This window comes from Streptomyces cinerochromogenes (genome assembly GCF_014648635.1).
Taxonomy (GTDB): domain Bacteria; phylum Actinomycetota; class Actinomycetes; order Streptomycetales; family Streptomycetaceae; genus Streptomyces; species Streptomyces cinerochromogenes.
Genome location: NZ_BMRM01000026.1, coordinates 93,255 through 116,493, shown reverse-complemented (window position 1 = coordinate 116,493; position 23,239 = coordinate 93,255). Strand labels below are relative to the sequence as shown.

Below are 23,239 nucleotides of genomic sequence, written 5' to 3'. Positions count from 1 at the left end.
GCCCGGCGCACCCTGCCCCGCCACCACACCCGGCCGCGCATCCGCACCACCACGGGCCATACTGTCCGCCCGCACACCGGCACCCTGACCCGCCGCCGACGACTCACCAGCACCCCGTGCACCGGGACCAGTCGCCTCGCCCAACGCACCCGGCCGGGCTGCCGTGCCGGCGCCCGGTGCCGCCTCGGTGCGGACGGTGGGAGCCGTGGAGCCGCCGTCGGCAGCGGCCTCCGGCCCACCGGCCGTTCGGGGCGTGGTGGCGGGGGCGGGCTGGACGGGAGCGGACTGAGCGGTGGTGGACGGCCGGGGCGGTACGGCGTTCCCCGCCGCCGTGGGTGTCTCGGTTCCGCGCACGGCACCCTCCGGCCGGCCGGCAGCCGCCGGCGCGGCATCGGTGGCACCCGGTCGCGCGGCGGACGGGGTTCCGCCGCCGAGCGCGGTCGTCTCGCCGCCGGTGCCCCGGGTCGCTGCGGCACCGTCGCCGACGGCGCGTCCCGGGAGCCCTCCGGCCTGGCCGTTCGCACCGGGCTCCGCGGCCCGCTGCGGTGCCGTGCCGCCATCGACGCCCGCCGGACCTTCGGACCGCACGGTGCCCACAGGGCTGTCCGGCCTCGCGGGGCCCGCGCCGGGAACGGTCTCCGCACCACGTACCCCTGCACCGCGCGCCCCGGCGGGCTCACCGCCGTCGCCCACCGCCGTACGTCCAAGTTCGCCGGCCCCAACGGAACCGGCACCCCGGTCCGGCGGCACGCCGCCGGCGGCCGTCGCGGGTTCCTGCGGCCGTGGGACGCCCGCGTCCGGGCCCGGTTGCGCACCGCGGGCCGCGGGCGTCTCCGCGCCGTCGGTACCGGTGGTCCTGACGACGGGCGGGACGGTCGTGCGGTCCGTCCCGGGTTCCGTCGCGCGGGGAGCCCCCTCCCGGACCTCCGGCGTCTGCTCGGTCGTCGGCGGATCGGCCGGTCCGGCACGGTTCGCCGTGCCGCCGGCTGCCGGGGCCGGCTCTCCGCCCTCGAAGCCGGGCAGCCCCGCGGCGGGCCGGCCGGCCGGTGGCGCGGCACCGGTACCGGCGGGGTCGGGGGCTCCGCCGCGCACCACGGGTTCCGTCCGCGTGGCGGCGGCTCCGGGGGCGCCCGGCGCCCCGGCACCCGCGCCACGAGCCGTTCCCGCGCCCGCAGGGACGGCTGTCACGGGCGCGGGAACGGCGGTCTCGGAGTAGAGCGGCAGGGTGTCGGCCGACGACGAACGACCGGGGGTCCGCGGACCGGCGCCGTACGGGGGCAGGCCAGGGCTGTTCACGCCGTCGGGCGAGTCGAACGGGGCCTTGGTGGAGAGCGACTTGACCGCGTCGGCCAGCCCCTCCGTCGGCGGTACGTCCTGCTTGCGGCCCCCGCCCGTGCCCGGCGCGCCGAGCATGGCACCGGCCGCGCCGGCCAGGAAGGCCAGTCCGAGGTCCTGATCGGCACCGAGCGCGGCGTTGACGGCCGCGCCGCCGGCCACACCGGACACGCCGCCGACCGTGACACGCCCGAGGAGCGAGTTGGCGAACTTGGGCGCGAACTGGGAGGCGACGCCGGAGAACGCGCCGAAGACGGCGCCGCCGATGGCACCGCCGAGAGCCATGTTCCTGATGGCGTTCGGGTCGAGGTGCTTGCGCGTGCCCTCGAGGATCTCGATGGCCTGGAGGAGGGTTTCCAGTCCCGTCATGGACGCCGCGCCGATGGCGGCCGACATGAACAGCCGCCGCATGATCGCCATGATCACCTGCCGCACGCCCATGATGAGCGCGGGCACGGCGGCCAGACCGAACAACGTGTTCGCGAGGAAGGCCAGTTCCGCGAGCATCCAGGACAGCATCGCGATGGTCATGTTGGTCGCGTGCTCGGTCTCGAGAGCGTACTCGTCGCTCTTCAGACGCAGGTTCTCGGCCGCCTTCGCCAGCTCGGGCAGTGTGGTGCCCAGCGTCCGCATGTAGCCGTCGAACGCTTCGGCCGGAGTCCCGTTGACATTGGCGAGAACGGAGTTGCGGACCGACTTGACCTCGCCCATCATGCCCATGAGCTGCTGGGCGAGGTCGCCCCAGACCTCGCCCTGCTGGCGCAGCAGGGCGGGGTCGGCCTCCGGCAGCCGGGTGCCGGTGATGAGCGCGGCCCACCGGAGGGGCTCGGGGACAGGACTCACGCGCGTCCGCCGCGCCCGCCGCCGCTGCCGCCACGGGTCTGGGTGCCACCGATCTGCCCGTTGAGCCGCCCCGTGACCTGCATGGCATTCTCGTTGGCGTTCGAGAAGACCTTGGCCATGGAGCGCAGATTCTCCGCGGAGGTGCCCAGTACCTCGTGGATCCCGCTGCCGGCCTTGATGATGTCCTCGGCGACGGGGACGTAACCGGCGGCGAACCGCTGGCCGGGCTTGTCGTTCCCCCACGCCTTGGAGCCGTCCGCGGCGATCCGGGCCGCCGCCTCCTTGAAAGCTCCGCCCAGACGCTCGGCCAACGCCACCAGCGGCACGCTCGCGCTCTGGAGCCCGTCGGGGTTGACGATGAACGTGTTGTCAGGCATGGCAGGCTCCGTTCCGAACGGGTGGGTCAGGGAGTCGGCTGGTGGGCCTGGGCGGGTCGGCGCCGCCGGGCCTCAGGGGCGGCGGGTACGGCCTGCCGCGGGAGGAAGGACGTGACGAGCCGGTTCCGGGCTGTCCGGGGACCGGCGCCGGCCCGTCACACCGCGCGGCCCCGTTCGACGTACTCCCGTACCGCGTCCGGCATGGCCGGCTCGGACGGAATCAGCTGCGTCACATCGGCCGTACCGCGCAGCAGTTGCTCCGCGTCGAGACCTTGGGGCAGGTGCGGGGCCATGACCTCGGCAACGGCCGCGGTGGCCTTGGCTCTTGCCTCCTGGACGGTGCCCACGATCAGATCGGCCAGCTCCTTGGGGGCCATGCCGCGGTAGGCACCGGTGGGGAACTCCACCGACAGCAGCTCGCCCTGCGGTCCGACCGTGACCTTCATGGCCTGTGCCTTGGCCGTGGCGGTGCCCGTCACCTCGCGCATGCGGTTCTGCAGCTCGCCGATCTGCGCCAACTGGGCCTCGTAGCCGGCCCGCAGTTCCTCGAGCTGCTCGTCGAACGGCGTGGACACCTGCTCGCTCCTCATGGGTCGGACGTCCGGGCGGTCCCCGGCGCGGAGCCGGCGGCGCGCGAGGCGGTCACAGCCTCTGCCCCCTACGGAAACACGGCCCGTGCCCGGCAGAGAACCGCAGCTCACAAGGCGTGCCCGCGCGAACACCGGCCCTGTCCGAACAGACGCGCGGCGAACGGCTCACACCGCGCCGTCGGCGTCCCCGGCCGTTCCTGGCTCCGACCGTGCGTCCAGTGCGTCCAGTGCGTCGAGGAGCGGCTGCGTCTCCACGGTGAGGGAGACGGCTCCGGCCGGGTTGAGGTAGAGCAGGTGCCCGGGCGGAAGCAGGGCGACGACGTCCCGGCAGGGCATGACCTGGTAGGCCAGTCTCCCGGCCGCGTCCACCTGGAGCTGGGCGGTGAAGGCGGGCAGTACCGCGGTGCCCTCCGGGGTCACCGCGGTGACGACTCCGCCGTCCGGGCGGACGTGCACGGCGAGTTCACCCACGACGAGGGCGCGTACGACCTCCTCGAAGCGGCCGTATCCGGTGGCGACCCGTTGCACCGCGTGGTCCGCCGGGTCCGTGGGCGGGGCCCAGCCGAGCGCGGCGGGCGAGGGGCGGTAGGTGTCGTTCTCCTGCCACTCGACGATCTCTCCGCTCGCGTCCGAGCGCCAGCGGCCGATGACGGCCCAGTCCGGCGGCGGTCCCTCGGCCTCGCTCCAGGCCGGGTCGACCATCCCGAGCCAGTGGTCGGGGGCCCGGCGTGCGGCTTCCCGGATGTCGTCGGGCGGTTCCGGCACGACGGGGCTGGCGGCTGTGATCGGTGCAGTGGGTGTGGCAGCCGGGACGGGCGGTGTGGGGCGGGTGCTGCTGACGCTCATGGATCCGTACTCCTTGGCGGCCGCGGCGGCCGGGGCGCTGTGGGACGTGGGGGGGGCGAGGAGGTGGATGACGGGCGAGCCGCCCGTGCCGGACGGTGGCGGGCCGTCCGGCACGGGCGGTGGAAGGACCGGGTGAACGGTGCCTAGCCGAGGGAGTCCGGTACGACGGGACGGGCGCCCCAGGTCGAGGCGTCCTGCGTCAGCAGGTCGACCATGCCCTTGTCTTCGGCGTCGTCGTCCTCCTGCTCGCCGTCCGCTGCGGTCCGCCCGGTTTCCCCGGCCTCCGGCTCCTCCGGCGGCTCGCCGGCCCCGTTCCCGCAGCGGATCTCGTCGGGGTCGAGGTGCACGGCCGCCGCGCCCTGAGCCGTTGTGCCGGCCCGCGCGGCCGGCCGCCAGGTGGTCAGCTCCGGCTCGGCGAAGGGAGCGGTGCCCGGGTCCACCGTGCGCTCGGCGGCGCGGACGGTGCCCGTGCCTTCCGCCTCCCAGACGGCGGGCGCGGCGGTGGCGTACCCGGTGGTGCTCTGTCCGTGCTCGTCGACGGCGCCGGAGCCCTGCCCCGCGAAGGCGAGCATCAGCATGCCGAATCCGGCCGCAGCCACGTCCCATGCGGAGGTGTCGTCGGCCGCTTCGGACCGCGCGGGCACGGGGACACGGTCATCGGGCAGGTCCGGCAGCGGGACGGCGATCGCCGGTTCGCCGGGAACGGCCTCCGCCCCCTCCGGCCCCGTGCCGGCCGCGGCCGCTCGCTGTGCGGTGACGGCCGCCTGCGCGACCGAGGGGGCCGTAGCGCCGGTCGGCACGACGGCGGGGAACCCCTGCGCCGGTGTGTCGGGGGATTCCTGCGCCGGTGCGGCGGGGGCCGACGGTGCCTCCGTCTCGGCTTCGCCGTCGGGCGACCACACCGCGGACGAACCGCCGAGCAGCGCGGACGACGTGGTGGGGCCGCCCTCGTCCTGACCGCTGCCCGAGCGCGCGTCCTCGGTTCCCCGGCGTGCCGCCGGCATGACCGGCAGGGGCAGCACGGGTACGGGCATCGCCGACGCGGTGCCGGCCGTGCCGGACAGTCCGGAACCGCCGGCCGGTGCTCCGGCAACCGGCCCCGTCTCCGCGCCCGCTTCTCCGGCACCGGTCCAGGGCGTGGTCCCGGCATCCAACAGCCCGGACGTGTCGGGCCGTTCGCCGCCCGACGTGTTCGCGGCCCCGGCGCCCGCGGCGCCCGTACCCGGAGCCATCGGCATGAACGGCATCCCTGCCGCCACACCAGCGCCCTCACCCGCACCGGGCACCGAGGACGCCTCCGGCTGCGCCGCCTCGGCCACACCCGTCACCGGCAGCGACGAACCCGCCCCCAGCCCGGACAGACCCGCACCACCGGCCGCCGCACCCGCCACCGGCTCCGCCTCCGGCAACCCGCCCAACTCCGCACCACCGGACCACGGCTTCACCTCACCACCCAACAGGCCGGAGGCGTCCGGACGTTCGGCACCCGCACCACCCTGCCCACCAGCACCCGGCGCACCCATACCCGGAGCCATCGGCATCATCGGCATCCCGGCCGCCACACCAGCGCCCTCACCCGCACCGGGCACCGAAGACGCCGCCGACTGCGCCGCCTCGGCCAGACCCGTCACCGGCAGCGACGAACCCGCCCCCAGCCCGGACAGACCCGCACCACCGGCCGCCGCACCCGCCACCGGCTCCGCCTCCGGCAACCCGCCCAACTCCGCACCACCGGACCACGGCTTCACCTCACCGCCCAACAGGCCGGAGGCGTCCGGACGTTCGGCACCCGCACCACCCTGCGCACCAGCACCCGGCGCACCCATACCCGGAGCCATCGGCATCATCGGCATCCCGGCCGCCACACCAGCGCCCTCACCCGCACCGGGCACCGAGGACGCCGCCGGCTGCGCCGCCTCGGCCACACCCGTCACCGGCAGCGACGAACCCGCCCCCAGCCCGGACAGACCCGCACCACCGGCCGCCGCACCCGCCACCGGCTCCGCCTCCGGCAACCCGCCCAACTCAGCACCACCGGACCACGGCTTCACCTCACCGCCCAACAGGCCGGAGGCGTCCGGACGTTCGGCACCCGTGCCATTCTGCGTCCCCGCGCCCGTACCCGGGGACATCGGCATCATCGGCATACCCGCGCCACCGGCGGAACCCAGCGCCGACGCATCGGGCAGGCCGGGGGCGGAGGCGAGACTGGAGGACGGCATCGCGGCGGGCGTGCCCACGCCGGGGGCGCTGCTCAGGAGGTCGCTCGGCAGCGCCGCCGCACCGGTGCCGCCGGCGGATCCGAGGTCCGGCGTGCCGATCGTCCCGGTCTCCGGGAGGGAGGCTCCCGTGCCGCCGGCGCCCAGCTGCGGCGCATCGGCCCCGCCGGTCCAGGCCGAGACGGGTGTGTTCAGGCCCTGACCCGAGGTCGAGGAACCGGTGTTCCCCGTCGTCGGCCTGCCCACGGAGCCGAACCCGGGCAGCGGGACGGCGCTGCCCGGGACGGTGCCGGTGCCGGTGCCGGTGGACGGATCGAGGTTCAGGCCGGTGCCCGTCGAGCCGGGGAACGGATCGACCGTGCCGGTGCCCCCGGTCCCGGTGGGCAGACCCGGTGCCGTGGTGCCGCCGGTGAACGGGTCCACGGTCCCGCCCGTGCCGCCCGCGTTGCCGGTGCCCGTGTCGGGGAAGGTCAGGTCGGGCGAGCCCGCCCCGCCGGAGCCGAGGCCGCCGGTCGAAGTGACGCCGGGGAACGGCGAGATCGAGCCGGTGGTACCGGGGTCCCCGGTCGTGCCCAGGTCGCCCGTCCCTCCCCCGCCGGTCGTGGCCAGGTCGGGCAGGGAGGTGCCGCCGGGGAAGGGGGACGGCGAGCCGGTACCGCCCTCTCCGCCGCCACCGCCCAAGGTGCTCAGATCGGGCGCGCCGCTGCCGCCGCCCCCGCCGCCCAGGGTGCTCAGGTCGGGTCCGCCGCTGCCGCCGCCCCCGTCGCCGCCCAGGGTGCTCAGGTCGGGTCCGCCGCCGGTGCCGCCGCCTCCACCCGTGCTCAGGTCGGGTCCGCCCTTGCCGCCGCCCGTGCTGCCGGGGTCCTTGACCGGCGAGACGACCGGCTTGGGCTGCACACGGCCGAGTACCTGGTTGACCTGGGCGTAGTTGGTGGCGAGTTTCTTCAGCTCGGCACGCATGTCGTCCGTCATCATCTGCACCAGCTCGGGCTTCTGGCTGATCGGCATGAGCCCGTTGGCCATGGGCTTGACGCCGAGCCGGGCCGCCTGGTTGGCGTACCAGGAGTCGATGGCGTGGATGTTGGCCTGGGCGACGGTGAGCGCGTTGGCGCTCCAGACGAGGTTCTGGGCGACGGAACTGCCGGTGGCACCGCCGCCGAGGGCTTCGGCGTTGGAGACGACCTGCTTCGAGAACGTGGTCATCGTGTCCAGGAAGGCGTCCGCCGCGCCGCCCTGCCAGGGCGCGCCGTCGCCACCGGCCAGGGCTTTCGCCTGGTCGGCCAGGCTCGTGGCGACCATCGCCATGACCTGCTGGACGAACTGGAAGTCGTTCGCCGCCGCCACCAAGGTCTGCGGGGAAGCCACGGACGAGGCGCGGGCGTCCCCGCCCTCACCGGGCACCAGGGCGGAGCCACCCGTGATGGCCGCCATGATCTGCTTCCAGTCCCAGCTGTCGTAGTCGGACGGGGAGCCCTGGACCGTGGGGTCGGCGTAGATCCCGGTGCCGTCGTCGTGGAATCCGCCCTGGTTGTAGTCCGGCATCAGCCTGCGCTCTCGTCTGGGGCCTCGGCCTCCGGCACGCGAGCACGACCACGGCGGAGGGACCGAGCGCTGTTTACGTCCATGCCTGAGCCGCTGTCGGTGGCACCGGGTCCCGGTGCCACCGACAGCGGCGGGTGTTGCGGTTATGCCTTGGTACTGCCTGTTCCGGAGCCCGTGCTGGTCGACGATCCACCGACGGTTGCACCGCTGTCGTTTCCCAGCCGCTGGAAGTCCGCCAGGGCGTCGCTCAGCGCGTCCTGGAGGTCGCTGGTCTTCAGCTTGGCGAGCTGGGACGCCGTCGTGTACTTCTTGCTGACCGACCGCATCCCGTCGCTGATGTCCTGGAGGCCTTCCGCCAGGTCGGCGAGGACGTTGTAGTACTTCTGCTGGAGACCGCCGCCGCCGTTGGCACCGGAGGTGGTGGACCGCAGCTGGTAGGCGTCGTAGAAGGCGCCCGGGTGGACGACCGCGGCCGAGCCGGATGCCATCCGGTTGCGCGCCTCGATGACGTGCGGCACGAGCTGGGCGATGTTCTTGGCGAACTGGTCCATGGAGGCCGTGTTGACGGCCTCCTTGCCGGAGCCTCCCTCACCGCCCTTGGGCACGGGCGGCGGGTCCGGAGCCTTCCCGCCGTCCGGGTTGTTGACCGTCTCCGGCTTGTGGACGGTCGTGGGGTCCCACGCCTGGGGCGGTCCGGGATCCGGGGCGGGACCCTTCCCACCGGGTGTGTCGGGACGGACCGGTATGGCCGCCACGGTCAGCCGGCCCAGGTCTTGACGCCGAAGTTGTGCGCATCGAGGTACTCGTCCCGGCACAGGGCGGCGGCCTTCTGGGCGGCCGCGGCCTGCTGCTGCATCTGGGTGACGGTGTCCCCCCAGTTGATCTTGCGCTGGTCGAACAGCTCCTTGACGTCGCTGATCCAGCCGGAGAGCGCCTTGGTGTTGCCACCGGCGAACTGCTGGTTGAGCTCGTTGATCTCTGACTGTACGGTGTTCAACTGATCCAGCGTCTCGTTGAAGGCCTGCCAGTCGACCGCATAGCTCTCGGCCATGTGCGTTTCCTCCTCAGGTGACGCGCGGTGCCCTTGAAGGTGTGTTCACGGCACGGCGCGGAAGTTGGTCGGGGGCGCCGCTCAGAAGCCCTGGAGCCGGACGGGCTCGACGCTGCCGCTGCGCAGGGTGGCCGTCGTCTGCGTGGTCGCGCTGTGGGCCTTGGCGTGGGCGTTACCGGTCCCGATGATGCGCTGGTGCATCTCGTCGAGGACCGAGCCGACCCTCTCGTAGTTGGCCATCCACCCTTCGAGCGCCTGCTGGAACGCGACGCCGGCCTCGCCCTTCCATCCCTGCTCCGCCCTATTGGCCAGTTCCCTCATGCGCTTGAAGGACGCCCTGTGCCTCTCCAGAGTCTGCAGGTGGACCTGTGCAGACTGATTCATTCCGAGTAGGTCTACGGCCTCGGTGGACGATGCCATACCGATCCCTCCAGTCAGCTCGAACGTGCCGCGCGGCTCGTTGCCCGCGTGATTCCATCCTGTTCGGCAAGCGGACCCGGGCACAGCGTCCGATGCCTGTCCTGCCCGGTGGGACAGGCTCTCTGCCCGTGCGCTCCGGCCGCGCGGCCCTCCCCGGACGCCGCGACGCCGGGGTGACCCGAACGACAGGCCCTAGGTGTCTCGACCCGCAGCGTTGTTCACGCGGCTGACGGGTGGCCGGCCGCCGAGTGCGGTGTGGCAGCGGCACCTAGGCGCTCGCCGTCGCCTCCCGGGCGTCGTCCACGGCCTCCTCGTCCAGCAGTGTGAGCAGGTCGGACACGTCCCCGGCGCGCAGGACACGCGTGACGGCCAGATCGGCCAGCCGGTCGGCGAAGGCGTGCGCGTCGAAGGCCCCCCTCGCCGCGGGAACCCGTGTGAAGTACTCGGTCAGGGCCTCGAACGTCCCGTCATCGGCCTCCAGACCGGTCACCGCCAGCCGTCGCACGGTCAGCTGCGCCAGTTCCCCGGGGGTGTACGGCGCGAAGTCGGTCCGTCCCGCGAAGACGGCGGCCAGTTCGGTGCCCGGCGCGCTGCCCAGCAGGCCGGCCAGCGGGCCGGGCTCGCCGGAGAGGACCAGCACCACGTCGTCCCGGAGGGCGGCCAGTTCCCGTACCGCGGTGAGCAGCGCCGTGCGCTCGGGGAGGGCGCGGGCGGCGAAGAACTCGTCGAGTTCCAGCACCAGTACGCCGCCCGTCGCCTCGTCGAACGCGGTCAGCACATTGATCTCCGCCTGACCGGGCCAGCGGGCCGGCCAGCCGGACATCGGCACCCGGTACACCGCGCCGGTGGGGAGCAGACCGAGTTCGGCGAGCGCCCGCGCGTACAGCACGGCCACCGCGTCCCGGCCGCTGCCCTCGGAGCCGGCGAACACCAGGTTGGCCCGCCCGGCCAGGGGTTCGCCCCGGCGGTGCGAGGGCACCAGCGCGGCCAGGCGGTCGTGGAGTGCCCGGCGCACGTCGTCGAGGCCGACGAGTCCGGCGAGGCGGGCGACGGCGTGGCCGGCCACGGACTCAGGCGGGGCCTGGCCCGCCGTCGCGGCCGCACCCGCACCGGCGTCAGCGGCAACGGGGGTGGGAGCGGGAGCGGCGGCGTCGTCCTCCGGGCCCCCGGGGGCCTCCGGTACCGTCTCGACGTCGGCCTCGGTCAGCCGGCTCAGCTCGGAGTCGCTGCCCGGCGGGGACACGGCGAGCCGGGACGCCTGTCTGTTGATCATCGACTCGAAGACCTGGCGGGCGACGCGGCCGTTGCCGAACGTGGGCCCCTTCGGGATGTGCGCGAAGTAGCGGCCCACGGCCTCCAGGGCGCCGTCGGTGAGTTCGTAGAAGTGCTTGGCGCACAGGCCCCGCACGATGGTGACCAGTTCCTCCACCGTGTAGTTGGGGAACTCCACCGTGCGCGAGAAACGCGAGGCCATTCCGGGGTTGGAGGCCAGGAACTGGTCCATGTGCTCGGAGTAGCCGGCGGCGATGACCACGACCTCGTCGCGGTGGTCCTCCATGAGCTTCATCAGGGTCTCGACGGCCTCCTGACCGAAGTCCGGGCCGGTGCCCTTGGACTGGTTGGTCAGGGTGTACGCCTCGTCGATGAACAGCACACCGCCGAGGGCCCGGTTGAAGACCTCCGTGGTCTTGATGGCCGTACCGCCGATGATCTGTGCGACGAGGTCGGCGCGGGACACCTCCACCATGTGTCCCTGGGTCAGGATGCCGAGTTCGGCGAGGACGGCGCCGTAGAGGCGGGCCACCGTGGTCTTGCCGGTGCCGGGCGGTCCGGCGAACACCAGGTGCCGGCTCATCGGCGGCATGGGCAGACCCATCTCCTCGCGCCGCCGCGCCATCTTGTTCAGGTTGATGAGGCCGGTGACCTCCTGCTTGACGCTCTCCAGGCCGACCAGCGCGTCCATCTCGGCCAGCGGGCCGGTGCCGGCGTGGCGGGAGGTGGGGCGCGCGTCGGGGCCGGGAGCGTTCCCGGTGTCCGACCACCGGTGTCCGGCCGCCGGTTCCGCGGTGCCGGCGTCGTCCGCGCCGGTCACGTCGACGGCCTCGAAACGGGGGTTGAGGCGCAGCTGGTGCAGTGCCTGGCCGCCGTTGTCCCGTATCTCGCAGTCCTGGATCCGCACCGGCTCCTCGGTGTTGGTGCGGATGCCGTCGCCGGTGTTGTCGAAGACCACGCAGTGGGTGACGTCGGCGCGGCCGCCGGCCTGGATGTGCACCCCGTGGCCGTGGGCGCCGTGCACCCGGCAGCCGACGGCGGTGAGGTCGCCGCCCCCCGCCACCCGGACGCCGTCCGCGTCCGACGCGACGACCTCGGTGTCCTTCAGCTCCGCCCGCGCGTCGGTCCCGACGAGCACTCCGCAGTCGCGCAGGACGCTCGCCGCGGCGACGGCGGTGGCCCCGGCGACCGCCAGGCCGGGCGCGCCCACGGCGCCGAGGCGCACGCCGGTGAGCCGGGCCGTCGCGCCCTCGCGGACGTCGACGGCCGGTCCTGACGCCGCCGCCAGCTCCGTGTCGCGCAGCGTCAGTTCGGCGCCGCCGGCCGCGCGGGCGCCGGTGCCGCCGGAGACGGACAGCTGCTCGCCGTCCACGGTGGCGCCGTCGACGAGGAGTCCCTCGCCGCTCGCGTCGCTCACCCGGACCGACCGGAGCACGGGCGCGCTGCCGCCGTCGACCCGGATGCCGACGGGTGAGCCGGTCACCAGGCAGTTCTCCAGGTACGGTCTCGCGGACTCGGTGATCCGTACGCCGGTGCGGGCGGCGCCCGTGATCGAGCAGCCGCGCAGGTGCGGGGCGGAGCCGGCGCTGACGAGGACGGACTCCGCGCCGGAGCCGGTGAAGACGCAGTCGGTGAGGGCGACCTCGCCGCGGCTGGTGAGGTAGGCGTCGAGTCCCGTGCTGGCGGTCACGGTGACCGCGCGCAGTTCGGCGCCGCCGCTCTGCTCGACGACCAGGGCGGGCTGGGCGCTGGCGGTGATCTCGGTGGTCTCCACGACGGCACGGGCGCTGCCGTTGACGCAGACGCCGTTGCCGCCGGTCTCCTCCAGCCGGCAGTCGCGCACGGTCAGCCGTCCGTGTTCGGCGACGACGATCGCGGAGGACCGGGTCCGGGCCACCGTGGTCTGTTCGACGACGTTGGCGCCGGACGACGTGACCACGATGCCCGCGCCGCCGGCTCCCGTCACCCGGCACGAGCGGGCGATGAGGGTTCCGCGCTGCCAGGCCAGGATGCCGGCCCAGGCGTCGCCGGAGACCGTGCACTGCTGGAGGGACGCCTCGCCGTGGCGTACCTCGACGACCGGTATCTGTTCGCTGCCGCCCTCCAGGGCGAGCCCGTTGAGCTGGGCCGCCTCGGCGGCGATCACCACGGCGCTGGCGGTGCCGCCGTCGACGCGGACGCCGCCCGGCTCGGAGCCCGCGGCCAGGGTGACGACCCGGTCGATGACGAGGGCCTCGCGGTAGGTGCCCGCGGCGATGGTGATCAGGGCGCCGTCGGCCGCGTCGGCCAGGGCCTGGCCGATGGTGCGGTACGGCGCGGAGCCGTCCTGGGAGACCAGCAGCATCTGCCGGCTCATGGTGCAGTCCTCTTTCCGGGCGGGGGCGGTGGGGCGGGGGGTGGGGGAAGGACGAGTCCGGGCGGGGCGGTGAACCGGACGGCCTGCTCGGGCGTAAAGCCCGAGGCCGTTCCGGGTTCGGCGGCCTGCCAGCTCCGGTCCGCCTGTTCGAGTCCCGACAGGGCCATGTCGTCCAGCGCGGTGCGGCCGGTGTCGACGCGGCCGTCGGCGGAGATCTCCGACGCGGACAGTTCGCGCAGCAGTACGGCCCGCCGGTCGCCGTCGCGGACCGCCAGCACCTTGAAGGTCGTGCCGGGCAGGAAGAGCACGCGGGCCGGCTGGTCGGGGGCAAGCAGGGCGGTGCGGCGCGCGGTCATCGACCAGATCAGAATGTCGGTGTCACCGGGCAGTTCCGGCGCGGCGGCGGTCAGCGCCCAGCAGAACGCCCACTCGGTGACGAGGGTGCGGTGCCGGTACCAGTCCCACTCGGCGCCGCCGAGCGCGGCGCGCAGGACGGTGGCACCCCGGTAGGAGGGCAGTCTGCGCACTCCCGCGGCCACGCAGCGGGCGAGCGGGATGTGCGGGCCCACGGTGGCCGCGCGCACCTGACGGTCCAGCAGGGCGCTGTCGCCGCGCAGGTAGAGGCGGGCGGCCACCAGGTCCGTGAGGACGTCCTCGGTGGGGGTCTGGGCGGTGCCGCGCAGACCCGGTACCTCGGACAGGAGGCGGGCGACCGCGCCGGCGCCGTCGTTGTACTGCTGCCGGAAGGCGCCCCGCAGCCACTCGCGTTCCCGCGCGACGCCGTCGCGGGGCGGCACCGCGCAGGCGGCCGGGCTCGGTACGGCCTGGACGCGGGCACCGGCGGCGGCTCCGGGCAACGCCCGCCCGCCCGCCACCGCCTGCGTCGCGTCCGGTGCCCGCCCGGTGGACCCACCGGTCCCGCCGCCCGGGGCCGGGGGCACGGCCCCGGCGCGGGCACGGCCGTCGGCGTCCGGCACGGGTACCGCCGCGGACTGCGGCACGGAGCCGGCCGAAGACTGCGGCACGGAGCCGGCCTGCGACGGTGGCACGAGAGCGACCTGCGCCGGCGGCACAGAGCCGGCCGAAGACTGCGATACGGGGTCGGCCTGCGACTGCGGCACAGGACCGGCCGGCTGCTGCGCGTCGGCGCCCGCGTCCGGTCGCCCGGTTCCGGGGTCGCCGGGCGCGGCACCGTCCACGCTTGGGGACGCGGGCACCGGGCCGGGCGCGGGAAGGCCGGGCGACGAGACCAGCCTGAGCGACGGGAGGGGCGGCGCCGACGGCAGGGGGCGAGACGATCTCCCGGGAGGCGGCGAGCCGTCCGGTACCCCTGCGGCGGGCGCACCGCCCGGGGACGGCGCACCACCGGAACCAGGACCGGCGGGCGCACCGCCCGGGGACGGCGCACCACCGGAACCCGGCCCGGCGGGCGCGTCCCGCCCGGACGGGACCTCGCCGGGAGCCGGGTCGGCGTGCTCCTCCGGCAGGGCAGCTGGCAGACCCGACGCGGGGCCCTCCGGCGGACCGGCGGGCAAGTGACCACGTCCGTCCCCGGAAGGGCCGGCGGGCAAGTGAAGACCACCTCCGTGCCCGGAAGGACCGGCGGACGGCTGAAGTCCACGCTCGCCCCCGTAGGGCTCCGCCTGCGGCGCCGTGACGGCACCCGCCGGGCCGCCGGGAACGTCCGGCCCGGGACCGGCCATGCCGTCAGGCACCGCAGGCCTCCGCTCCCCCGACAGGACCAGCTCACCGGCGCCCACCGCCTGTGCGGACACCGCTCCGGTCACGGCCGCCCCGGCCCCCCGCCCGGCGGGCACGTCACCGAAGGAGGGTGCCGCGGTCGCCAACCGGAGCCGCGGGCCGGTGCCACCCGGCGCCCGGGCGTCGCCCGGGGCACCTGAGCGGGCGGATGCTCCCATGGCGGCGGAAGCCTCGGCGTCGGCTCCGTACGCGTCGGCGGCCGGCCCCGGGGTCGCGCCGGCGGGGCCCTCCGTTCCGTACGCGTCCGCGGTCGGCTCCGGACCACGGCCGATGCCCGCGTCACCCACCGGTGCGAAGCTCTCGTCACCGATCCTTGCGGGGCCCGCGTCACCCGCCCTTGCGGGGCCCGTGGCCGGTTCGCGCGGGCCCGTCTCCCGGGCCAGTTGCACCGCCGGCACCAGTCTGGCCATGGCGCGCAGCGCGGGGTCGAGCCGTTGCAGCAGGCGCTCGGCGAGTTCGCGCATCCGGCCGCCACCGTGCCGGGAGGTGCCGAAGACGACGTTGACGTGCCGGGCGGACGGCGCGGCCGAACGGATGGCGGCGGCCTCCTCGTCGTCCTCAAAGACCGGCCCGGACGCCCTGGACGCCCCGGACGCCCCGGGTTCTTCGCCTTCCTCGCCTTCCTCGCCTTCCCCGGCCGGACGCAGCCACAGGCCGCTGGGCACCACTTCCAGCACGGCCCCGTCGTAGCGGTACCGGCCCGGGGCCGTCTCGGGGAGGTCGCCGAACGCGGAGCGGTGGCCGACCACCACGGGCGCGGTCGGCCGGCCGCCGGTCAGCCGGGCCGGGGCGAAGCGCAGTTGCCGCGCGAAGACCGCCCAGCCGGGAGAGCCGTCGGCGTCCAGGGCGTGCACGTCGGGTGCGTCCCCGGCGGCATGGCTCACCGGCAGGCCGTTGTCGAAGGTCACGGGGACGTCGAGCCGGTCGGCCAGGGCCTGGCCGGGGCCGGTGCCGTCCGGTACCGCGAGGGGCCCGTAGGGGACGAACCTGACCAGGTCCCGGACGCCGGGCAGCAGCGAGTGCCAGAACCGGGAGACGTCGTCCAGCGGCAGCGCGTCCCCGCCCGGGCAGCCGAGGACCACGGTCAGCAGGTCGGGCCGGTACGCCAGCCGGGAGACCAGCACGTTCCGGTGCGGGGAGAGCGCGCCGTCGTGGCCGTCGCCGTGCAGCCACACCCCGCTGGGCAGCGGATCGACCACCGTCCGGCCGCTGGTCCGCCAGGCCTGGTCGGAGACGGTGAACTCCCAGGCGGGCTTCGGGAACCGGCGCGAGAGGGGGGTGGGCGACCGGCGCGGCAGCAGACGTACCCAGCCCGGTCCGCGGTCGGCGGGGATGTAGAGCACACCGCCGGCCGCCGGGACCACCACGCCGTCGGGTACGACGACCGCGCGGTCCAGCCGGTCGGCGAGCCACTGCCCCACCGGTACGGTCCCGCCCGGCGGCGTACGGCCCATGACGAGGCGGTAGCCGTCGGAGGTGCCCCGGCCCAGCAGCCGGGCGACGACCGGCCAGGTGCCGTCGGCGGGCTCAGGGGGCAGGTCCAGGACGACGACCTGGTGGTCGGGGTCGTCGGGGAGTCCCTCGGCGAAGGCGAGGGCCTGCGCGTTCAGCTCGCCCCTGGGGTGGATCAGCAGCGCGTGGCCGGCCCTGCGGGAGCCCAGGTCGACCGCCGCGGCGTCCCGGCGCAGCCTCGCTCCGAGCGCCATCAGCGGCCCTTCGAGGGGGTGGCGGAGGGGGTGGACGTAGCGGACGGGTAGACGGGGACGGGCGCCAGGGCGGCGGGGCGGGACAGGGCCGGGCCGGTGGGCAGGAGGTCGAGGACGGCCCGGGGCACGGTGCGCGCCTGCCCGCTGCCGTAGCCCAGTGCGGAGAGCGCGTCGGAGTCCGCGAGCGGGTACTTCACGCCCAGGTCGGTGACCAGGTAGACCTGGGCGGCGGTGCCGCGCGGCGGCAGCGGCAGGGCCTGGAGCAGCAGTCCGCGGCCGACGGGGACGTCGACCGGCGGCGGGGTGGCGGCGGGGCGCTTCTCCAGGGTCACCGCGGTGCGCACGTGGGTGCCGCCGGTGACGCGCTGGCGCAGGCACACGGCCGACGTGCCCGGGCGCAGGACGGGGCCGGCGAGGAAGTCGGGCAGCCGGTGCAGCAGGGACCGGTCGGCCGAGGCGCCGGCGGCGGCGATGTCCCGGGGGGTCACCTCGCGGGGCTCGGCCGCGTCCTCGCTGGTGGCGAGCAGTTCGAACTCGGTACGGGTCAGGGGGGCCAGGCCGTCGGAGCGCAGCACGTAGAACTGGGTGCCGCCGCGGCCGTCGGGGGCGGAGGTGAACACGTCGCCGACGCGGGCCGGGCGGTCGGCGATCCGGGGCGCCTGTCTGCCGTGGCCGGGTATGCCGGCGGCGGCCACGGTGGGGCCGGCGGGCAGCGCCGCCAGCCAGCTGTCGGGGGCGGGCAGGGGGTCCTGTCCGTCCAGTTGCAGCGCGATGAGGGCGGAACGGTCGCCGACGCGGTACCGGACGCCGTTCCACAGCAGGTACTCGGTGCCGTCGGCGGCGCGCAGCAGGGCGCGCCGGGCGGTCACCGGGGCGGAGGACGCGGACGGGTCGTCGGGCGCGAGGTCCAGCGTCTCGCCCTTGTTCCGGCCCGGGGCCAGGCAGCGGGTCCAGTCGCCGGTCAGCAGCGCCGCGGCCTGGGGGACGGAGTCGGGGGCGGAGGGGATGCCGATCTCCGCTCCCCGGCGCACGTCGGCCAGCGAGTTGCGGGAGACGGTGTGCACGCCGGTGCCGCCGCCCCCGCCGGCGGCGCCGAGCAGCGCGGAGGCGTAGTTGGCGACCGGGTGCAGGACGCCGTCGACGTAGAGGAAGCGGGTCCCGGTCTCCTTCTCCACGACGATGGCGTTCGGTTTGGCCCAGGCCGTGTTGCCGCCGGGCTTGATCAGCCCGTAGACGGCGAACCCGGCGCAGGCGATGACACCGAACAGCACTCCGAGCACGACGCCCAGGACGCTCCGGCGGGCCGGCGGCTCCCCGGTGGCGGGTTCTCCCGACACCAGCGCTGCCGCGAGCCTCCCGGTGGCGAACTGGTAGGCGTGGACGTGGTCACGACGGCTTTGCACGGGGTCCTCTCAGCCGGCCAGGGTGCGGAAGTACCAGTACACGTGCAGGACCTGGAGCAGCAGCGGGATCAGGGCGACGGCGGTGACCGTCTCCAGGATGTCGGCGGTGTGGCCCCAGATCGGCAGGAGCCGCAGCGTGGCCGGGCGCCGGGCCGCGAGCAGGGCCGCGACGGCCGCGAGCAGGAGCACGGCCAGCACGGCGCGGGCCTGGGGGCCGCCGGGCACCAGCAGCCAGGCGAGGGTGAGGATCAGGCCGAGCGTGCCGGCGCAGGCCAGTGAGACGCGCTGCCAGATCTCGGTGACGCTGCGGGAGCGCAGGGTCACGGCGGCGGCGAGGGTCAGGGCGAGCAGCCAGTCGAACCAGCCGGCGCGGCGGGTCAGGAGCACGAGGTCCAGGGCGTAGACGACGGACGCGCCGACGGTGAAGAGGGTGAGGTGGGCGTCGGCTGCGGCGACCCGGCGGGCGACGGCGGGTTCCGTGGCGGGCTCGATGTCCTCCTGGAGTTCGTCGGCGTTGCGCGGCAGCTGGGGGACGCGCAGCCCGGCCAGGCGCAGGAAGAGCCGGGGGGCGACGGTGCTGAGAACGAACAGGGCGACGGCGACCACCGAACAGGCGGTGGTCACGGACCAGCCGAGGTCGAGGGTGAGCAGGGAGCCGGCCTCGGCGGCGACCGACGTCGTCAGCAGCGCGCCGAACACCTGGACGGGCACCTTGCCGGAGAGCAGCAGGGCGGTCGCGGCGACGGCCGCGCAGGCGGCGCCGACGAGGAGTTCGTGTCCGGTGGGCGCCAGGAGTCCGATCGGGCCGCGCCGGGCGGTCAGGCCGGCCGCCGCGGCGAACGCCCAGCCCGCCCCTCCGGTCACCAGCACGGTGCCCGTGTCGGCGCCGGCCCGTGCGGCCAGGACGCAGCCGGTGAGCAGGGCCACGGCGACGGCACCCGACTGTGCCGCCCCGGCTCCCGCGGATTCGGCGGCCAGGGTGAACAGGGCGAGCACCGCCAGCGCGAGGCAGGCCAGGGCCAGGAAGAGACGCCGGGTCAGCTCGGGCCGCCAGCGGTCGGGGCGGGTGCCGACGACCGTGGCGACGCCGTCGGCGATGTCGTCGAAGACGAGCGGTGGCAGGATCTGCTCCACCGGGCGCAGGTAGAGGACGTCGCCGTCGCGCAGCCCCAGGGACTCCGGGGTGTCGTCGAGGTCCAGCGGCTCCTCGCCCAGGCGTTGCAGGACGTATCCGCCGGGGGGCGCGCCGTCCGGCGCGAGCCGTGCGGTGAGTACGGGCAGCAGCGTGCCCAGGGTGACGGTCGCGGGCACGCCCAGGTCGGCGCGGTTCTCGGGTCCGGCCACGGTGATCCGGCAGACGGCCGTGCCGTCGAGGTCCGGCATGATGCTGGAGAGGGACATGGGGGCTTTGTCTCCTGTGGGGCGGCCTGGGCGGTGGCGGGGCGGCGGGGTCCGGTCCGCCGGTGGAGGGTCAGGCGTCGTCGACCAGGCCGGTCTGGACGAGCCGGATGCCGCGCCGGGTGACCAGCTGGGCGCGGCCGGGGACGAGGGTGCGGGGTCTCGCCTCGCCGATGAACTTGCCCTCCTCCTTGGGGTAGGAGAGCACCAGGGCCGGGTTGCCGAGTTCCCAGATGCGGAGCAGCAGCGGTTCCATCATGGCGCGCATGGCACTGGAGGTGGACCGGGCTATGACCATGTGCATGCCGATGTGGGCTCCCTGGGAGAGCAGCGGGACGAGCGGGGTGGTGGGGCTGTCCAGGCTGCTGGTGACGAACAGGTCGTAGTCGTCGAGCAGGATGAACAGGCGCGGCCCCTGCCACCAGTCGCGCTGGGCCAGTTGCTCGGGCGAGACGTCGGGGCCGGGCAGCCGCTTGGACATGGACACCACGGCGCTGTTGGCCAGCTCCCGCAGCCCGTCGGCGTCGACGGTGTACCCGGCGCGGTACTCCTCCGGCACGTCGGCGAGGAGTCCGCGTCCGGGGTCGCCGAGCAGGATCCGCGCCTCGTCGGGTGTGAAGCGGGTGGTGATCGCCCGGGCGATCAGCCTCAGGGCGTTGGTCTTGCCGGTCTCGCCGTCGCCGAAGACGAGCAGGTTCGGCGTGGCGGAGAAGTCGTGCCAGACCGGCTGGAGGCGCTGTTCGTCCCAGCCCAGGCTGACCCGCAGGTCGCCCTCGGGCGCGGGGAGCCGGCCGACGGGCAGGGTGCTCGGCAGCAGCCGTACGCCGGGGGCGGTGCGCCCGGTCCAGAAGGTGCCGATCTCGGCGGCGGCGATCTTGGTGGCGGCGGTGAGGTCGTCGGTGGCCGAGGAGCTGTCCAGCCGGGGCAGCGCGGACAGGAAGTGGTGGCCGGAGGAGGTCAGTCCGCGGCCGGGCTGCTGCGGGACGCCCGCGGCCTGGCGGCTTCCGACCTCGGACTCGATCGTGTCGCCGAGCCGCAGCTCGAACTTGGTGCCGATCAGGTCGCGCAGCTTGTTGCGGATCTCCGACCAGCGGACCGCGGACACCACGACGTGGATGCCGAAGGACAGGCCGCGCGCGGCGATGGCGGTGATGCGGTCGTCGAGGTCGTCGTACTCCTGGCGCAGCGTCCCCCAGCCGTCCACGACCAGGAAGACGTCCCCGTGGGGGTCGTCGACGCCGCCCCGCCGCCGCAGTTCGCGGTAGGCCGCCATCGACTCGACGCCGCGCGCGGTGAAGATCTGCTCGCGGCGCTCCAGGAGCTGGTCGATCTCCTCGACGCTGCGCAGCACCTTGTCGCGCTCCAGCCGGGTGGCGACCGAGCCGACGTGCGGGAGGCCGGCGGTGGAGACCAGGCCGCCGCCGCTGAGGTCGAGGCAGTAGAACTGGACCTCCTCGGGGGTGTGGGTGAGGGCCAGCGACAGCATCAGGGTGCGCAGCAGCGCGGACTTGCCGGTCTGCGGGGCGCCGGCCACGCCCACGTGCCCGCCCGCTCCGGAGAGGTCGGCGACGAGGAGTTCGCGGACCTGCTCGTGCGGTCGGTCGACCATGCCGAGCGGCGCCCGCAGGCTGCCCAGGTCGGGGGACTCGGCGGTCATGCCGCGCACCGGGTCGGGAACGATGCCGGGCAGCAGCTGGTCGAGGCTGGGCGACTCGGCGAGCGGCGGCAGCCAGACCTGGCGGGCGGGCGGACCGGCGTCCGCGAGGCGTTCGATGAGGACGTCCAGGAGGCTCTCGTCGCTGTCCGGCCGGGTGGCGGGCTCGGGTTCGGGGCGGGTCTCGGCCGGCTCTTCCGGCTCCGGTGCCGGGCGCTGCTGGTCGAGGCCGAAGTCCACGAGTTCGCCGGGGCGTGCCGTCGCGGGCGCGGCGGCCGGTCCCTCGGCGGGTGCCTCGGGGCAGGGACCGGAGACGTAGGCGGCCTTGAACCGCACCAGGTTGGTGGTGTCCACCCGCAGGTAGCCGTTGCCGGGTGTGGAGGGCAGCTCGTACGCCCCGGCGACACCGATGACGCTGCGGGACTCCATGGAGGAGAAGGTGCGCAGCGCGATGCGGTAGGACAGGTGTCCTTCGACGCGGTGGATGCGTCCCTCGTCCAGTCGCTGCGACGCCAGCAGCAGATGCACCCCGAGGCTTCGGCCCACGCGGCCGATCGTGACGAACAGTTCGACGAACTCGGGCTTGCTCGCAAGGAGTTCGGAGAACTCGTCGACGATGACCAGCAGGGAGGGCAGCGGGGCGAGGGGGGCGCCGGCCAGCCGTGCCTTCTCGTACTCGTACAGCGAGGCGTGCCCGCTGGCCCTGAGCAGTTCCTGCCGGCGGATCAGCTCGCCGTTGATGGAGTCCTGCATGCGGTCCACCAGCGGCAGTTCGTCGGCGAGGTTGGTGATGACGGCCGAGGTGTGCGGCAGGCGTTCCATGTTGAGGAAGGTGGCGCCGCCCTTGAAGTCGACCAGGACGAAGTTCAGGATCTCGGAGGAATGCGTGGCGGCGAGTCCGATGACGAGGGTGCGCAGCAGTTCGCTCTTGCCGGAGCCGGTGGCGCCGATCAGCATGCCGTGCGGGCCCATGCCGGACTGGGCGGACTCCTTCAGGTCGAGTTCGACGACCTCGCCGTCCTCGGTGACCCCGATGGGTACGCGCAGCCGCGCCGCCTGGTCGGTGCGGCGCCGCCACTGGGTGGCGACGTCGAAGGCGCGCGGGTCGCGGATGCCGAGCAGGGCGGTGAGTTCGAAGTCGGCCTCGAACGGGTTGTCCGTCAGGTCGATGGTGCCGCCGGTGCGCAGGGGGGCCAGCAGCCGGGCCAGGTTCTCGGCGGCGTCCACGCCGAGCGCGTCCGCCTCGGCCCGGGCCTGGGTGTCGTCGCCGACCGGGAAGGAGACGGTGCCGTTCTCCGCGGTCAGGCGCAGGACGGAGGGGCCGCCCGGCATGGCGCCCGTGAGGTCGAGCAGGACGGTGTTGCGCAGTCCGTTGCCCAGCAGGCGCGATTCGGCCGGGATCTGCGCCCGGTGGGCGACGACCACGACGAAGGGTTCGGCGACGCCGGGGGTCGCCTGGGGGTCGTGGTCACCCCGGTCGAGGACGTCCGGCCCGAGCAGCTCGATCAGCTCGGCGTGGTCGGTGGCCACCAGGCGCAGCGGGCCCGCCTGGTCCCGTTCCCGTGGGTGGGCGTTGTGGGGCAGCCACTTCACCCACTCCCAGGCGTCCCGGTCCCGCGGGTCGGTGAGGACGGCCACGCGCAGTTCGTCGGGCGAGTGCAGGGCGACCAGCTGTCCGAGCATGGCGCGCACCAGGTCAAGGGCGTCCTCGATGTCTCCGGCGAACTCCACGCTGGTGAAGCTGCGCAGGGCGACGGGGATCGGCATGCCCGGCACGGTCTGGAACGCCTCGGTGAAGCGGCGCAGCGAGATGGCGGTGAGCGGGTCGAGGTCCTCGACGGGCTTGGTCTGCGGCGGGATCAGCTCCAACGCGGCACGCCGGGTGCCGAGTCCGATGCGGACCTTGGCGAAGTCGTCGTGGGCGGCGCGGCGTTCCCACACCCGGGGGCCCTGGACCAGCGACCACAGCTGGCGGGGCGGGGGGTTGTCGTACACGGCGGCGGTGACCTGGGCGGCGGCGGCCTCGCGTACCTGGCCCCGCAGCTGGGCCAGGTAGCGCATGTAGTCACGGCGTTCCGCCCGCATCCGCCGTTTGCGTTCGAAGCCGGACCGGCCCAGCTGGCCGAGTCCCATGGACATCATGCCGATGCCCATCATCCCGGACATCATGTACGTCGACGTGGAGCCGCCGACGACGAACATCATCCCCATCGCTCCGGCGCCGATGCCCATGGGCAGCATGACGACAACGGAACCGAGGTCGGCCATGGCGGGTTCGCCGAGCACCGGGGGCTGGGCCAGCTCGATCTGGCCTTCCGGTGTCTGGGGTCCCGATGCGCGCGGCGGGCGCTTGACGATGGTGGTGTTCATCAGGTGGATCTCCAGCCGGCGAGACCTTGTGCGGGGCGGGGAATGGGGTGACGGGCACCGACCGGGGCCGACCGGGGGGAGGAACCCTGCCGTGCC

Annotated in this window: 13 protein-coding genes and 1 pseudogene; all 14 read right to left on the bottom strand. The window is 74.8% G+C overall.

Annotation, left to right across the window (positions count from 1 at the left end; genetic code table 11):
* The coding region (locus tag IEZ20_RS35895) for a WXG100-like domain-containing protein (RefSeq protein ID WP_444545267.1) at window positions 1-2,178 on the bottom strand (2,178 nt) is incomplete at its 3' end.
* Entirely contained in the window at window positions 2,175-2,555 is a 381-nt protein-coding gene (locus tag IEZ20_RS35890) for a hypothetical protein (protein WP_189306618.1), read from the bottom strand. The genes IEZ20_RS35890 and IEZ20_RS35895, both read right to left, overlap by 4 nt.
* A 155-nt stretch (window positions 2,556-2,710) precedes the next feature.
* Window positions 2,711-3,130, bottom strand: a complete 420-nt coding sequence (locus tag IEZ20_RS35885) for a YbaB/EbfC family nucleoid-associated protein (protein ID WP_189306616.1) — start codon at window positions 3,128-3,130, stop codon at window positions 2,711-2,713.
* A 180-nt stretch (window positions 3,131-3,310) separates the two neighbouring features.
* Entirely contained in the window at window positions 3,311-3,991 is a 681-nt protein-coding gene (locus IEZ20_RS35880; RefSeq protein WP_189306614.1) for a type VII secretion system-associated protein, read from the bottom strand.
* A gap of 143 nt (window positions 3,992-4,134) precedes the next feature.
* A complete protein-coding gene (locus tag IEZ20_RS35875; protein ID WP_189306612.1) occupies window positions 4,135-7,752 on the bottom strand; it encodes a WXG100 family type VII secretion target in 3,618 nt (1,205 codons plus the stop codon).
* Between the two features lie 143 nt (window positions 7,753-7,895).
* Window positions 7,896-8,507 carry a hypothetical protein gene (locus IEZ20_RS35870; protein WP_189306610.1) on the bottom strand — a complete coding sequence of 204 codons (612 nt, stop codon included), beginning with the start codon at window positions 8,505-8,507 and terminating at the stop codon, window positions 7,896-7,898.
* Between the two features lie 2 nt (window positions 8,508-8,509).
* The gene (locus tag IEZ20_RS35865) at window positions 8,510-8,803 is read right to left on the bottom strand and encodes a hypothetical protein (protein ID WP_189306608.1); all 294 of its coding nucleotides are present in this window, start codon (window positions 8,801-8,803) and stop codon (window positions 8,510-8,512) included.
* 81 nt (window positions 8,804-8,884) lie between these two features.
* Window positions 8,885-9,187 (bottom strand): WXG100 family type VII secretion target, encoded by a 303-nt coding sequence (locus IEZ20_RS35860; RefSeq protein ID WP_189306606.1) that lies wholly within the window; start codon window positions 9,185-9,187, stop codon window positions 8,885-8,887.
* Window positions 9,188-9,415: 228 nt separating this feature from the next.
* A pseudogene (locus IEZ20_RS40915) lies at window positions 9,416-9,535 on the bottom strand (IS481 family transposase); the annotation flags it as partial.
* Window positions 9,492-12,851 (bottom strand): right-handed parallel beta-helix repeat-containing protein, encoded by a 3,360-nt coding sequence (locus IEZ20_RS35855; RefSeq protein WP_189306594.1) that lies wholly within the window; start codon window positions 12,849-12,851, stop codon window positions 9,492-9,494. The pseudogene IEZ20_RS40915 and the gene IEZ20_RS35855, both read right to left, overlap by 44 nt.
* Window positions 12,848-16,318 (bottom strand): hypothetical protein, encoded by a 3,471-nt coding sequence (locus IEZ20_RS35850; RefSeq protein WP_189306592.1) that lies wholly within the window; start codon window positions 16,316-16,318, stop codon window positions 12,848-12,850. The genes IEZ20_RS35855 and IEZ20_RS35850 overlap by 4 nt, the downstream gene beginning before the upstream one ends.
* A complete protein-coding gene (gene eccB, locus IEZ20_RS35845; protein WP_189306590.1) occupies window positions 16,318-17,721 on the bottom strand; it encodes a type VII secretion protein EccB in 1,404 nt (467 codons plus the stop codon). The genes IEZ20_RS35850 and eccB overlap by 1 nt, the downstream gene beginning before the upstream one ends.
* Window positions 17,722-17,730: 9 nt before the next feature.
* A complete protein-coding gene (gene eccD, locus IEZ20_RS35840; protein WP_189306588.1) occupies window positions 17,731-19,122 on the bottom strand; it encodes a type VII secretion integral membrane protein EccD in 1,392 nt (463 codons plus the stop codon).
* A gap of 70 nt (window positions 19,123-19,192) precedes the next feature.
* Entirely contained in the window at window positions 19,193-23,143 is a 3,951-nt protein-coding gene (gene eccCa, locus IEZ20_RS35835; RefSeq protein WP_189306586.1) for a type VII secretion protein EccCa, read from the bottom strand.
* Window positions 23,144-23,239: the final 96 nt, after the last annotated feature.